Annotated in this window: 11 protein-coding genes; all 11 read left to right on the top strand. The window is 50.4% G+C overall.

What is annotated here, in order from left to right:
* Window positions 1-37: 37 nt before the first annotated feature.
* The 11 genes from ftsL to ACZ481_RS10840 all read left to right on the top strand — a co-directional run bounded on the left by ftsL (window position 38) and on the right by ACZ481_RS10840 (window position 13985).
* Window positions 38-490 carry a cell division protein FtsL gene (gene ftsL / locus ACZ481_RS10790; protein WP_464770147.1) on the top strand — a complete coding sequence of 151 codons (453 nt, stop codon included), beginning with the start codon at window positions 38-40 and terminating at the stop codon, window positions 488-490.
* Window positions 491-517: 27 nt separating this feature from the next.
* Complete coding sequence (locus ACZ481_RS10795; RefSeq protein WP_464770148.1) at window positions 518-2608, top strand: stage V sporulation protein D; 2091 nt, start codon at window positions 518-520, stop codon at window positions 2606-2608.
* Window positions 2609-2690: 82 nt separating this feature from the next.
* Window positions 2691-4205, top strand: coding sequence for a UDP-N-acetylmuramoyl-L-alanyl-D-glutamate--2,6-diaminopimelate ligase (locus ACZ481_RS10800; protein WP_464770613.1), 1515 nt, complete (start codon window positions 2691-2693; stop codon window positions 4203-4205).
* Window positions 4198-5577, top strand: coding sequence for a UDP-N-acetylmuramoyl-tripeptide--D-alanyl-D-alanine ligase (locus ACZ481_RS10805; protein WP_464770149.1), 1380 nt, complete (start codon window positions 4198-4200; stop codon window positions 5575-5577). Before ACZ481_RS10800 ends, ACZ481_RS10805 begins: the two co-directional genes overlap by 8 nt.
* A 22-nt stretch (window positions 5578-5599) precedes the next feature.
* Window positions 5600-6574 carry a phospho-N-acetylmuramoyl-pentapeptide-transferase gene (gene mraY, locus ACZ481_RS10810; RefSeq protein WP_464770150.1) on the top strand — a complete coding sequence of 325 codons (975 nt, stop codon included), beginning with the start codon at window positions 5600-5602 and terminating at the stop codon, window positions 6572-6574.
* A complete protein-coding gene (gene murD, locus ACZ481_RS10815; protein ID WP_464770151.1) occupies window positions 6575-7942 on the top strand; it encodes a UDP-N-acetylmuramoyl-L-alanine--D-glutamate ligase in 1368 nt (455 codons plus the stop codon). It begins immediately after the preceding gene.
* 13 nt (window positions 7943-7955) lie between these two features.
* The gene (gene spoVE / locus ACZ481_RS10820) at window positions 7956-9059 is read left to right on the top strand and encodes a stage V sporulation protein E (protein WP_464770152.1); all 1104 of its coding nucleotides are present in this window, start codon (window positions 7956-7958) and stop codon (window positions 9057-9059) included.
* 16 nt (window positions 9060-9075) lie between these two features.
* The gene (gene murG / locus ACZ481_RS10825; RefSeq protein WP_464770153.1) at window positions 9076-10203 is read left to right on the top strand and encodes an undecaprenyldiphospho-muramoylpentapeptide beta-N-acetylglucosaminyltransferase; all 1128 of its coding nucleotides are present in this window, start codon (window positions 9076-9078) and stop codon (window positions 10201-10203) included.
* Between the two features lie 134 nt (window positions 10204-10337).
* A complete protein-coding gene (gene murC, locus ACZ481_RS10830) occupies window positions 10338-11717 on the top strand; it encodes a UDP-N-acetylmuramate--L-alanine ligase (RefSeq protein ID WP_464770154.1) in 1380 nt (459 codons plus the stop codon).
* A 71-nt stretch (window positions 11718-11788) separates the two neighbouring features.
* Complete coding sequence (murA, locus tag ACZ481_RS10835; protein ID WP_464770155.1) at window positions 11789-13054, top strand: UDP-N-acetylglucosamine 1-carboxyvinyltransferase; 1266 nt, start codon at window positions 11789-11791, stop codon at window positions 13052-13054.
* A 1-nt stretch (window position 13055) separates the two neighbouring features.
* Entirely contained in the window at window positions 13056-13985 is a 930-nt protein-coding gene (locus ACZ481_RS10840; RefSeq protein WP_464770156.1) for a D-alanine--D-alanine ligase family protein, read from the top strand.
* Window positions 13986-14605: the final 620 nt, after the last annotated feature.

Genomic DNA, 14605 nt, shown 5'->3' on the forward strand with positions numbered 1-14605 from the left:
CGACAATTGTTCTAAATTAGGGGGAGGAACAATAAAAATGTTAGTACATAAAAAACAAGAGTTATATGTGTATGAACAGGAAGCCGCTTCACCTGCGCCTAAAATAATACCAAAAGCTGACAGAAAGCTGCGCGTCAAGTGCCTGACTCTTGTCCTTATTGCTGTTGTAATGGCTGCCATTACAACCATGCAAAGCGCCGCAATCGTGCAGTCCGGCTATGAGCTGGTGAAAATTAAAGGTCAGGTGGCAAAAGTAGAGAAAGAAAATGAGCTTTTGCGCCTTGATATTGCCAGACTAAAATCACCGCAGCGGATTGAAGAAATTGCCGTAAAAGAGTTAGGGATGATTGTGCCGAAAAATGCCTATTATGCTTCAGCTGCAACGGCAGCAACGCCTGCGCCGGCAGAGCCGGCCGGGGATGCCGGTGTTGCTGAGCAACTGCTGGGCGCTATTAAACTCAACAAGGCGGAGGCGAGCAAAGGGCGGTAATTTTTTTACGATGGGGGAGATAAATAAGTGGCATCTGTTTCGCATGTTACCATCAGGAAGAGGGTCGCTTGCCTGTTCTTGATCATATCGGTAATTATGATGGGGTTGATTGGTCGCTTACTGTATCTCCAGTTTTATAAGAGCGCCTGGTTAGCGGAGAATGCTGTAGATCAGCGAATCCGTGAGATTCCGGTTGAGGCAAAGCGGGGCATTATTTTTGACCGACATGGCCGGGAACTTGCGGTTAGTGTCAGTACGGAATCTGTATACGCTATACCTGCCGAAATACGGAATCATGAAGAAACAGCAGCCAGACTGGCTGCTATTTTGGCATTAGATGAAAACAACCTTAGGAACAAACTGAAAAAGCGGCAGGCCTTTACCTGGATCAAACGTAAAATTGACCCGGAAACGGCCCGGCAGGTCCAAATGCTTAATTTGCCCGGTATTGGCCTGACGCAGGAGAGTCAGCGTTATTATCCCCATGATAACCTGGCGGCGCATGTCCTTGGTTTTAACGGGATTGACAGCCAGGGGCTGGATGGTGTGGAGATGACCTTTGACAGTTATCTCAAAGGCCGTTCCGGCAGCATCGTAATTGAATATGATGCCAGAGGCCGGGAAATCCCCCAGGCATCTCACCGGTTTGTGCCGCCGGTGGAAGGGAATAATGTCTATCTTACTATTGATTTGGTTATTCAGCAGATAATTGAACGGGAATTGGACCGGGTAATGAAGGAAACCCAGGCGAAAGCGGCTACCATCATTGCCATTGACCCGCGGGATGGCGGCATTCTGGCACTGGCTAACAAGCCCGACTATAATCCTAATAAATTTAGCGAGTTTTCGCCAAAACTTTGGCGGAACATAGCAGTTTCCAATGTGTATGAACCAGGGTCAACCTTTAAAATTATTACTACCTCAGCCGTTATGTCCGAACATATTGTGAAAGCGGATGAAAGGTTCTATGATCCCGGCGAGGTTGAGGTCCAGGGGCGGCACATTCATTGCTGGAAACATGGCGGCCATGGCAGCCAGACCTTTGCCGAGGTGGTGCAGAACTCCTGTAATGTGGGGTTCGTTAATGTTGGCCTGCGTCTGGGGCGTGATCCGTTTTACCGCTATATTGACGCTTTTGGCTTCGGCCGCGCTACTAATATTGATTTGCCTGGCGAAGCGAAGGGCCTTATGATTGAACGGACCAAAGCGACGCCGATTAATATTGCCACCATGTCAATTGGTCAGAGCATTGCTGTTAGCCCTGTTCAATTGGTAACGGCTGCCGCTGCTGTGGCCAACGATGGTCAGCTTCTTCGGCCCCAGATTGTCCGTGAGGTCAAGGATAAATCAGGGCAAACTGTTAGAGGCTTTCAGCCTGATGTAGTCAGGCAGGTGCTTGATCCGACAACAACGAAACAGGTTAAAGAGATCCTGGAATCGGTCGTAACCCAGGGATCAGGCCGGAATGCCTATATCGAAGGCTATAAAATTGCCGGCAAAACAGGTACTGCCCAGAAAGTTGGCGCCGGCGGCTATTTGCCGGATAAATATGTTGCCTCCTTTGTCGGCTTTGCTCCGGCTGATAATCCCCAGGTTGCGATGCTGGTTATTATTGACGAACCTGTTGGCCTTTATTATGGCGGGCAGATTGCTGCGCCCGTATTTGGCGCTGTCATGAAAGATGTCCTGCAGTATCTCAAAGTAACCCCTCAGCCTACAGACAATATGACTAAACCAGCTGCGCCGGATCCGCATGTACTGATTCCCAGTGTCATAAACCTCAGTGTGCCTGAGGCTGTCAAAGAACTGGAAAAAGCAGGGCTGAAACCGCGTATCGAGGAGTCCGGCGACCGGATTGCCGATCAAATTCCCAAGCCGGGGAGCCGTATTCCGGCCGGCAGCGGGGTATTGCTGTATACAATGACACCGCGTTATCAGGCCGGCGAGGTAACGGTGCCGGATTTAACCGGCCGGACACCGCGCGAGGCATCAGATATGCTGGCCGAGTTGGGATTTGTGATAAATCCTGTGGGGATGGACGGAAAAGTCGTCAAACAGGATCCGCTGCCTGGCAGCAAAGTATTGTCAGGAACAACTATTACTACCTATTTTGAGTAACCCGCGTTAAAATAAGAGATATTGGTAAAAATAGATAATAAGGATGTAAACATAATTTTTGTGATTGGGCAGGAGGATAATGATGACCAAAAGTTTAAAACAGCTGGCAGACTTGTTGCCGGCTGCAGCAATACAGGGGCGGCTTGAGCAGGAAATCAGGGCAGTGGCCCATGATTCCCGGCAGGTAGTTCCCGGCACATTGTTTGTTTGTCTGTCCGGGGTTCATGTAGACGGACACGACTTTATCCCTGCCGCTGTGCGGCAGGGGGCAGTGGCTGTGCTGGTGGAGAAGGATGTAGCGGCAGCCGGCTATGAAGGCATTACGATTATCAAAGTTGCTGATACCCGTCAGGCGATGCAGGCCATTGTCCCGTATTTTTTTGATTACCCGGGTCGCAAACTGCGTATGATCGGTGTTACCGGCACCAACGGGAAGACAACAACCACCTATCTGATTAGAAGCATTTTGCAGCAGGCCGGCCATAAAGCAGGCTTGATTGGCACAATTCAGACCATGATTGGCGATCAGATACTACCGGTTAAAAATACAACACCTGACGTTATTGAACTGCAAAGTATTCTCGCAGAAATGGTCGACAATCGCATGGAATATGCAATTATGGAGGTTTCTTCCCATGCTTTGGCGTTAGGACGGATCGCCGGTTGTGAATTTGACGTCGCCGTATTCACCAATATGACTCAGGATCATCTGGATTTTCATCAGACATTTGCCAATTATAGGGAAGCGAAAGCCGAATTGTTTCGGAGTTTAAATAAAGCCGGCAATAAGAAACAAGGGAAAACAGCAATTATTAATTGGGATGATCCGGCCGGGAAGACGATGGCGGCCAATACAGATTGTCCGGTGATCAGTTATGGGATTAACACCACAGCCGTACTTACTGCCGACAGTCTGGCGGTGGCCGCGGCAGGCTCCAGTTTCAGTATCAAGGGGCCCTTTGGCGCTATGCCGCTTAAACTCAGCATTACCGGCATGTTTAATGTGTATAATGTATTGGCGGCAACCGGGGCGGCCCTGGCGGAAAAAATTGATCCGGTCATTATCAGGCAGGCCCTGGAAAGTTTTAGCAGCGTACCGGGCCGGTTCGAACTCGTGCAGGCCGGACAACCGTTTACTGTCATTGTTGACTATGCCCACACGCCGGATGGTTTGGAGAATGTCTTAAAAACAGCAAAACAGTTTGCCACCGCCAAAATTATCGTCGTGTTTGGCTGCGGCGGCGACCGTGACCGTACTAAGCGGCCGATTATGGGCAAACTGGCCGCAGTTTATGGCGACATTGTGCTGGCTACTTCCGATAACCCCCGCAGTGAAGAGCCGGGAAAAATACTGGAAGATATTGAAGTGGGGATTAAAGACGCTTGGGCAGACGGCCATAGCGGCAAAAGCTATCAAATTATTATTGACCGCCGGCAGGCCATTACGCAGGCCCTTCAATTAGCCGGGCCGCAGGATGTGGTGCTTATTGCCGGTAAGGGCCATGAGACCTACCAGATATTAAAAGACAGGACAATTGAATTTGATGACCGCCAGGTAGCGCGTGAGGTTATCAGGGAGATGAAAAGTAATGCCTGATTTTAGCTTAAGTGAAGTATTAAAAGCTACCGGCGGCCGCGGGACCGGCAGCGGCGGCAAATTTTTTCGCGGTATTTCCACAGATACCAGGACAGTCCAGCCGGGTAATTTATTTATCGCTTTAGCGGGGGAGCGCTTTGACGGCCATGAGTTTGTTGCCCAGGCAGCAGCCAAGGGCGCTGCCGGGGTCGTTGTCAGCCGGCCGGTGGCTGTGGCCGGGCCTGTAGCAGTAATTGAGGTGCAGGATACTTTGGCTGCCTTACAGGCTTTAGCCAGGCTGCACCGCAGCCGCTATCAGATTCCCGTAATCGGTGTGACCGGCTCAAATGGCAAGACGACGACCAAGGATATGCTGGCGGCCGTTTTAGCCAGCCGGTTTCATGTGCTTAAGACCGAAGCCAATTTTAATAATGAGATCGGCCTGCCCTTAACCCTGCTGAAGCTGGACTCTGACCATGAAGCCGCCGTTGTGGAAATGGGAATGCGCGCTTGTGGGCAGATTCGCGAACTTACGGAGATTGCCTTGCCCACCGTTGGGGTGGTTACCAATGTGGGCGAAACGCATATAGAACTCCTGGGTTCAATTGAGAATATTGCCGCTGCCAAGGCCGAATTAGTGGAAGCAATCGGGCCGGATGAGGTAGTTGTGCTGAATGCGGATGACCCCTATGTCCGGGCTATGCAGCCCAAAGCCCAGGGGCGGGTTGTATTGTATGGCTTGGGCCCGGAGGCTGCAGTGCGGGCTGAGAACATAGTGACAGGAAAAAACGGTGATTTGCTTACTACCTTTGACTGCAAGGGCCCCCGTGGTTCGTTTCCCGTCACTTTGCACACCGTTGGCAGCCATAATGTATATAATGCCCTAGCGGCCATTGCCACCGGCTGGGAACTGGGGCTGGAGCCCGCTGATCTGGCCGCCGGGATCAGTAGTTTTGTCCCCGGGGCCATGCGGCTGGAGATCCTGCATTACGGCGAATATACGGTTATTAATGATGTGTATAATGCCAGCCCTTTATCTATGGCCGCTGCCCTTGACACCCTGGCAGCTATTGGCAAAGGCCGCAAGCTCGCTGTGCTGGGTGATATGCTGGAGCTTGGCGATACGGCCGCCGGGGCGCATCGGCAGGTTGGGCAATTGGCTGCTGAACAAGGTTTGGATATTGTGCTTACCGTGGGGCCTTTGGCTGAAAACATCGCGGCGGCAGCAGCTGAATATGGTGTTAAAATTGTCCATGCTTTTACCAGCCATCAGCAGGCAATAGAAATGCTGCAGCACCTGCTGCAACCGGGCGATTATATTTTGCTCAAAGGCTCCCGCGGAATGAAAATGGAAACGATGCTGAGAGCATTTGAACATACATCGCTGCGTTAGCGAGTGGATTCAGGAGGTTACGATGCAGGAATTGTTGTATGCTGCCGCGCTGGCGTTTGCCATCGCTATTATGGCAGGGCCGCTGGTTATTCCGATGCTAAAGCGGCTAAAATTCGGGCAAAGCATTAGGGAAGAAGGGCCTGAGCGGCATTATGCCAAAGCCGGAACACCGACTATGGGCGGGGTTTTGCTGTTAATGGCGCTTACTATTCCCAGCCTGATCTTTGCCGGCAATAATCCGGAAGTACAGTTAGCTCTATTTGTTACATTGGGACATGGTTTAATCGGCTTTCTGGATGACTTTATCAAAGTGGTGCTTAAACGCTCGCTGGGTCTCAAAGCCCGGCAAAAGCTGCTCGGGCAGATCATCATGGCTTTAGCCCTCTCTTACATTGCCAGTATTTATTTTGGCCGTGGCACCGATATTTGGATACCTGTCTGGGGCGTTACGATTGATTTTGGGGCTTTATATTATCTGTTAATATTCATTGTGCTTGTGGGGACTACGAACGCGGTGAATCTAACTGACGGCCTTGATGGTTTAGCCGCAGGCACAACCACCGTGGCGGCCCTGGCTTATGCTGTCGTGTCCCTGTCTTTTGGCAAGCCTGATTTAGCCATTTTTTGCGTGGCTTTAGCCGGGGCCTGCCTGGGTTTTTTGCGGTATAACGCGTATCCGGCCAAAGTTTTTATGGGCGACACCGGTTCCCTGGCGTTGGGCGGGGCGCTGGCGGCAGTGGCGGTAATGACGAAAACTGAGTTCCTGCTGGTTATTGTGGGCGGCGTATTTGTTATTGAAGCGCTTTCCGTCATTATTCAGGTAATTTCTTTCAAGTCAACAGGCAAACGGGTTTTTAAAATGAGTCCTATTCATCATCATTTTGAATTATCCGGCTGGTCTGAAACCAAAGTGGTGACCGTATTCTGGCTGGCAGGCGCAGTATTTGCCGCCGTTGCTTTAAGCCTGCTGGCGGTTAGCCGGTCTGGGGGTATGTAAATGAGTGAGCAAACAGAATTCTTCCATAAAAAAATTTTAGTACTCGGTGCCGGAATTAGCGGTATTTCCGTCGCTGCTATCCTGCAGCGGCTGGGGGCACAGGTGACATTAAGTGATGCGAAACCGGCTGATAAAATTGATAAAGATTTTTCCCGGCTAAAAGCAACCGGTGTTAATTTGGCGCTGGGTGAACAAAGCGAAACATTATTGGACGGTATCGATTATATAGTGCTGTCACCGGGCATATCTATTTATATACGGCTTGTTGCTGCCGCACAAATACGGGCTATACCCGTCTTGAGTGAAGTAGAGGTCGCCTACCGCCTGAGCAGCGCACCGATTATCGCCATTACCGGTACTAACGGTAAAACAACAACAACAACCCTGATGGGCGAGATGCTTAAAACTACCGGCCGCCAGGTAGCTGTAGGCGGGAATATTGGCGCTGCTTTGTCCGAGCAGGCGCTTGCAGCCGGGCCTGACGGTTTTATTGTTGCGGAGATATCAAGTTTCCAACTGGAGGGAGCAATCCATTTTAAACCTCACATAGCTGTGGTTTTAAATTTGACTCCCGATCATCTTGACAGGCATCAAACTATGGCTGTATATCAGGAAATGAAGGAACGGATTTTCCTCCGCCAGGAGCATAATGACTACCTGATTCTTAATTATGATGATGTGGCGGTACGGGGGATGGCTGCACGGGCGCCAGGCAAAGTTGTTTATTTTAGCCGCCGCCAATGTCTTGAACAGGGGTTTTATGTTGACGGCGGCAACATCGCTTTTACCTGGGCAGGAAAAACCGGCAAAATCTGTGCGGTCCCCGCTATGCAAATAAAAGGCGGCCATAATGTGGAAAATGCGCTGGCCGCCTGCGCAGCCGCTTATTTTGCCGGCGTCAGTCCGGAAAACATGGCTGCGGTTCTTACCGCGTTTCCCGGTGTGGAGCATCGTATTGAGCCTGTAAGGGAAATTGCCGGTGTACATTATTACAATGACTCTAAAGCCACCAATCCTGAATCGACGATGAAAGCGCTGGAGGCTTTTGCCGGCCATATTATTCTTATTGCCGGCGGCCGGGATAAGAATACCGATTTGACTGAGTTTATGCAGTTAGCCAAAGAGCGGGTTGATCATTTGATTGTAATGGGGGAGGCAGGCTGCCGTTTTGCTGAAGCGGCCGCTCAGCATGGCGTAAGGAATATTCATGCGGTGGATTCCTTCCCGGCGGCGGTTACCCTTGCCCACCGACTGGCGAAACCGCCGCAGGTGGTGCTTTTGTCTCCCGCCTGTGCCAGCTACGATATGTTTAACAACTATGAGGAACGGGGGAGAATATTTAAAGATTTGGTGCACCGGTTAGGTTAAGGAGGGAGCGAGATTGGCGGTCAGACCTAAGTCGCCCGACTATGTCATCTTTTTTGCCATCATTGCTTTGTTGGGTTTTGGGGTAGTAATGGTTTACAGTTCCAGTGCGGTTTCCGCTTATGTCAACTATGATGACAGCTATTACTTTCTAAAACGCCAGATGATTTGGGCTACCCTGGGAATGCTGGCTATGCTGTTCACTATGAATGTTGATTATCATGCATGGCGTACACTGGCAAAGCCCGCGATGATCGTTACACTTATTTTATTAGTACTTGTCCTCATACCCGGTTTAGGCAAGGTTGTTAACGGGGCAAGACGCTGGCTGGGGTTCGGTTCCCTGTACCTGCAGCCATCAGAAATTGCCAAACTGGCTATGGTCCTGTTTACAGCTAACAACCTGGCAAAATCCCAAGATAAAATCAGCAGCTTTACCAAGGGGGTTGCCCCCCAGCTGGCGATGCTGTTAGTTGTGTTCGGGCTGATTTTAAAAGAGCCTGATCTGGGAACCGCGCTTGTTATCGGCGGTACCGTGTTTATCCTGCTGTTTGCCGCCGGCGCTAAATTATCCCATTTAGGATCACTGGGGGCACTGGGGGTTGCCGGTATTATCGGCGCTATTCTGGTGGAGCCGTACCGCCTTAAGCGCCTGCTGGCCTTTAGTGATCCCTGGGCAGATCCCTTAAACAGCGGCTACCACATTATTCAGTCGTTGTATGCCATTGGCTCCGGCGGTCTGTTTGGTGTCGGCCTGGGGCGCAGTCGGGAAAAGTTTTTGTACTTGCCTGAACCGCATACCGATTTTATCTTTGCTATTTTGGGGGAAGAACTGGGTTTCATCGGTACCGCGACTGTAATTATTCTGTTTTTTCTCCTGGCCTGGCGAGGTTATAAGATAGCCATTTCCGCGCCGGATATTTTTGGGAGCTTGTTAGCAGGGGGAATAACAAGCATCATTGTTTTGCAGGCCCTGATGAATATTGCGGTGGTTACCGCATCTATGCCGGTAACAGGAATACCGTTGCCTTTTATTAGCTTTGGGGGCTCGGCATTAATTTTTACCCTGGCAGGGGTCGGCATTCTCCTCAACATATCACGACATGTTAATTTGAAATGATTAGGGGGCAAGCAATATGCGCCTGATTATATCTGGCGGGGGAACAGGCGGTCACATTTACCCCGCCCTTACCATTGCAAGGGAGGTTGCCCGGTTGAGCGGCAATTGTGAAATCCTGTTTGTAGGCACTAAACATGGTTTGGAGTCCGACATTGTGCCGAAAGAAGGTTTTGCGTTTGCCACAATCGAAGTACGGGGGCTCGAGCGCCGCCTTTCCTGGCAGAATATCCGGACTTTATTCGCTACAGCCGGCAGTGTTTGGCATTCAGTAAAAATTATTAAGCGTTTTAAACCTGATGTTGTTATCGGCACCGGCGGCTATGTGTGCGGTCCGGTACTTTTGGCCGCCAGCCTGCTTAAAGTGCCGACCATGATTCAGGAGCAAAATGTTATACCAGGCATTACCAATAAGATACTGGCCCGGTTTGTTGATAAAATAGCCATAGGCTACAAGGACGCCGAACAATATTTTACAAGGTACAAGCCTGACCAGATTGTATTTACCGGTAACCCCATCCGGCCTGCGGTTATGTCGGCGAGCCGGGACGAGGGCCAAAGGGCTTTGGGGTTAGATCCTGGCAAGCTCACCTTGCTGGTTGTTGGCGGCAGCCGGGGGGCGCGCAGTATAAATAACGCTATGTTTGAGGTGTACAAACATTTTAACGGCAGTCCTCAACTGCAAATATTGCATGTAACAGGACAAAACGAGTATAATAGCATAGTTAGCAATATCAAACAAGCTGGTATAGACATTTCCAGTGCTGGAAATATTAGCATTGAACCTTATTTGTATAATATGCCGCTGGCATTGGCGGCTGCTGACCTGGGAGTTTTCCGGGCCGGGGCTGTCGGCTTGGCGGAATTGACAGCCCGAGGCATTCCCGCGATCCTGATACCCTATCCTTATGCCGCGGAAAATCATCAGGAATTCAATGCCAGGTCGCTTGAGCGGCGCGGTGCGGCAACCGTGATTGCTGATAAGGACTTAACAGGCAGTAAGCTCATAGCTACAATTGAAGGCCTAATCACAAATCCGGCCATATTAGCAACTATGGCTGAAAAAAGCAGAGAGTCGGGCCGGCCTCAGGCGGCAGAAGCAATTGCCCGGCTGGCCCTTTGCCTAATAAAGCTGCAAAGTAAATAATAAAAGGTAACACCGGGTGCGGGCAGCGCATACTATGTGGTATGCCAGAGCGGCAGCCGGGTAGTTTCAGAGCAGCTCTTTCTGCCGGATGCGGGCGCCGGAGACGGGGTGCGCAAGAAAGGGGAGAAATACTGTTGTTAGATGATGTTAAAAAAATTCATTTTATCGGTATCGGTGGCTCCGGTATGAGTGCCATTGCCAAGGTATTGCTGGAAATGGGGTATGCAGTCTCCGGTTCTGATGCTCAGAATTCGACTGTTACCTCCAGACTTGAGCAGGCCGGGGCAAAGGTGCATATTGGCCACAGTTATGAAAATATTGGCGATACACAGGCTGTAGTTGTTTCCACAGCCATCCCCGAAACCAACCCGGAGATTAAAGCTGCGCGGGATAAGAAAATTGCAGTATATCACCGGGCTGATGTACTGGCATTTCTGATGCGGAAACGGCAGGGAATCGCTGTAGCCGGTGCTCATGGCAAGACCACAACTACCTCGATGATCGCCCTGATGCTTGAAAAGTCGGGGCTGGACCCGACCATCATTATTGGTGGTGAATTGGAATCAATAGGCGGCAGCGCCAAGCTTGGCCATGGTCCTTATTTAGTGGCAGAGGCAGATGAAAGCGACGGTTCTTTTTTAAAACTGGCCCCTCATATTGCTGTTGTGACCAATATTGAGAACGATCACATGGACTACTACAAAACCATGGATAATATATTACGCACTTTTGATGAATTTTTACATAAGCTTCAGCCAGAGACCGGGTTGGCCGTTTTATGTTTCGACAATGTCCATATCAGGAATATGGCGGCTAAGCTAGAAACACGTTATGTATCTTACGCACTCGACCAGGCTGCTGATTATACGGCGCGTAATATTAAATCCGATGGTCCGGTGACCATGTTTGACGTCCATTCCCGGGAAGAATTTTTGGGTACGGCCAGAATTTGTGTTCCAGGCGTGCATAATGTGGCGAATGCTCTAGCTGCTGTGGCTGTGGGGGTTGAAGCCGGGCTGAGTTTTCCCCAAATTGCCGAAGGCCTGAGCCAGTTTCAGGGGGCTAAGCGCCGCTTCCAATCCAAAGGGCGGGTGAACGGGGTTTGGGTAGTAGATGACTATGCTCATCACCCTACAGAAATTGCCACAACGTTGCTGGGGGCGCGCCAAACAGAGCCAAAGCGGCTAATCTGCATTTTTCAGCCGCACCGGTATACCCGTACTCAGTTTCTGAGTAAGGAGTTCGGCCGTGCTTTTACATCGGCTGATATATTGATTCTTACTGATATTTATTCAGCCGGAGAACAACCTATTCCGGGGATAACGGGGGAGACACTCAAGGCTGAGGTGGAACAGCAGACCGATCAGCGAGTTACCTATATACCGGAACGGGATAAGATCGCCCGGTATCTTGCTGAGATTGTGGAGCCCGGCGATTTAGTAATGACCATGGGTGCCGGCAATATCTACCAGACGGGGGAAGAACTGGTAGAAAAGCTTACACATCAGCAATAATAGTCAGAAAACTATTAGAGATTAGATATAAGAAAATAAAGGGTGATTGTACTTGTCTGGGAGGGAAGACGATGGAGAAATTTATCGTCAGAGGCGAAGTACAACTATGTGGTAATGTCCGGGTGAGCGGGGCTAAAAACGCTACCTTGCCGATTATGGCGGCAACGCTCCTGTGTTCCGGCGTCAGTATTATCCATGATGTTCCCTATTTGCGCGATATTCAGGCCATGCAGGATATTTTAACACTCATCGGCGCAAAAATAATCAGGCAGGGCCATACCATGCTGATTGATACGACTAATGTCAGTAAGGCTGAAATTCCCGAGCATTTAATGCGGGAGATGCGGGCGTCCGTGTTCTTGATGGGGCCGCTGCTGGGGAGGTTCCGCAAAGTTAGAATCTCCTATCCCGGTGGCTGCGCGATCGGACCAAGACCAATTAATCTACATATCAAAGCACTGGAAAAAATTGGCGCAAAAGTTGAGGAAAGTTTTGGATTTATTGAGGCTGAGGCTGAAGAATTAACCGGCGGAGAAGTTAATTTTGACTTTCCCAGCGTGGGGGCGACTGAGAATGCCATGATGGCTGCCGCATTGGCCAAGGGGACAACGATTATCCGCAATGCGGCCCGTGAACCTGAAATCACTGATTTGCAAACAATCCTGAATAAAATGGGGGCAAGAATCAGTGGTGCGGGCACAGATACAATCAGAATAGACGGTGTGGCCAAACTTACCCCGACCGAGCACACGGTAATGTGTGACCGGATTGAAGCAGGCACATTTTTAATGGCAAGCGCTATGACGCGCGGTGATGTTGTTGTTGAAAATATTATTCCGGAGCATTTATTCTCGGTTACTGATAAATTGCAGGATATTGGCGCCCAGATCGTAGCCGGCCGGGATTATGTCCGGATCAAAGCCGGGGAACTCAGAGGGGTTGATATTAAAACCCTGCCTTACCCTGGCTTTCCCACCGACCTGCAGGCACCGATGCTGTCATTGGTTACGATTGCCAAAGGCACCAGCATTATTACGGAAACTATTTTTGAGAACCGCTTTAAACATGTAGATGAACTTACCCGGATGGGAGCTAAAATAAAGGTTGAAGGCCGTACTGCTATTATTCGCGGTGTTGCAAGTCTGACCGGAGCCAATGTGGCGGCACCTGACTTAAGGGCCGGCAGTGCCCTGGTGCTGGCGGCCCTGGCCGCCAAGGGGACCTCAGAGGTTGAACAGGTTTATCATATTGACCGGGGTTATGAAAATATTGAGAAAAAATTGCAGGCTCTAGGAGCACAGATTGTACGGGTCCAGGTAGCCGAAGGGGGACATTAGCTTGAAAAATAAGAAAATTGCCGTTGTCATGGGCGGCCCGTCGGCTGAGCGCGAAGTATCTTTAAATACCGGCAGCGCTATTTTAGGAGCACTGCAGGAAAAAGGGTATAATGCCATTGGGCTTGACCTAAACCCCCGCAATTTTGTCGAACAGTTAAAAACCAATAATATTGATGTCGTATTTAATGCTGTCCATGGCCTTTACGGGGAGGACGGACTCCTGCAAGGAACACTTGATATGTTAGGGATACCTTATACAGGATCCGGGGTGTTGGCCAGCGCGGCGGCCATGGATAAAGCCGTGTCTAAACGGTTGTTTCTGGCCGCAGGGATACCAACGCCCCGCTCGCGGCTGTACAGCAGGCCGGAAGCCGGCGGGCTTTTGCTGAATGAGATTGAAAGTGAGTTTGGCCTGCCGGTGGTCATTAAGTCTGCTGCCCAGGGTTCAAGTATTGGGGTTACCATTGTGGAAGATCCTGCCGGAATTGAGGCTGCGGTAACAGAAGCCTTTAGGTATAGCGACCATATTGTGGTCGAGGAATTCATCAACGGCAAAGAACTGACTGTCGCCATTCTGGGAAGCGACCGGCCGGAGGCGCTCCCGGTCATTGAAATTGTGCCGGAATCAGGCCGCTATGATTACAGGTCAAAATATACCAAAGGCGCTACCCGCTATATTGTTCCCGCCTGCCTGGCAGCGGAGACCACCCGCCGTGTGCAGGAGGTAGCCCTTGCCGCCTATAAACTGTTAAACTGCCGCGGGATTGGCCGTGTTGACGTTATGCTTGATCAGTCTGATTATCCTTACGTACTGGAAATTAATACGATACCGGGCATGACAGCTACCAGTCTGGTACCTAAGGCGGCTGCGGCCATTGGTATTTCTTTTGCTGATTTATGTGAGCGGATCCTCTTGGCAACCGTTGATTAGGGCCTTGCGGGCAGTGTCGACAGATACTGCCCGTTTTTTTAGCCAACTAAGCCTGGAATTTCATTCCAATCCTTCCAGGCAAGTTTCGCTTTATCCGATAGCTAAGCATCACTAAGGCCTCTCGCTGCGGCGGCGGCCTAAGTGCTGCTAAGCTCCTGGATAGGCTCAACTAAGCCTGGAATTTCATTCCAATCCTTCCAGGCAAGTTTCGCTTTATCCGATAGCTAAGCATCACTAAGGCCTCTCGCTGCGGCGGCGGCCTAAGTGCTGCTAAGCTCCTGGATAGGCTCAACTAAGCCTGGAATTTCATTCCAATCGTTCCAGGCAAGTTTCGCTTTATCCGATAGCTAAGCATCACTAAGGCCCCTCGCTGCGGCGGCGGCCTAAGTGCTGCTAAGCTCCTGGATAGGCTCAACTAAGCCTGGAATTTCATTCCAATCGTTCCAGGCAAGTTTCGCTTTATCCGATAGCTAAGCATCGCTAAGGCCTCTCGCTGCGGCGGCGGCCTAAGTGCTGCTAAGCTCCTGGATAGGCTCAACTAAGCCTGGAATTTCATTCCAATTGTTCCAGGCAAGTTTCGCTTTATCTAGCGGACAATCCGGTGTATAATTACTGCAGAA

The sequence above is a fragment of the Sporomusa intestinalis genome (assembly GCF_055383785.1).

What these genes read in the sequence shown, in the direction of transcription:
- ACZ481_RS10805 (WP_464770149.1), top strand. Translation starts at nt 4,198, where the DNA reads ATGCCTGATTTTAGCTTAAGTGAAGTATTAAAAGCTACCGGCGGCCGC.
- ACZ481_RS10800 (WP_464770613.1), top strand. Translation starts at nt 2,691, where the DNA reads ATGACCAAAAGTTTAAAACAGCTGGCAGACTTGTTGCCGGCTGCAGCA.
- murA (WP_464770155.1), top strand. Translation starts at nt 11,789, where the DNA reads ATGGAGAAATTTATCGTCAGAGGCGAAGTACAACTATGTGGTAATGTC.
- mraY (WP_464770150.1), top strand. Translation starts at nt 5,600, where the DNA reads ATGCAGGAATTGTTGTATGCTGCCGCGCTGGCGTTTGCCATCGCTATT.
- ftsL (WP_464770147.1), top strand. Translation starts at nt 38, where the DNA reads ATGTTAGTACATAAAAAACAAGAGTTATATGTGTATGAACAGGAAGCC.
- murG (WP_464770153.1), top strand. Translation starts at nt 9,076, where the DNA reads ATGCGCCTGATTATATCTGGCGGGGGAACAGGCGGTCACATTTACCCC.
- murD (WP_464770151.1), top strand. Translation starts at nt 6,575, where the DNA reads ATGAGTGAGCAAACAGAATTCTTCCATAAAAAAATTTTAGTACTCGGT.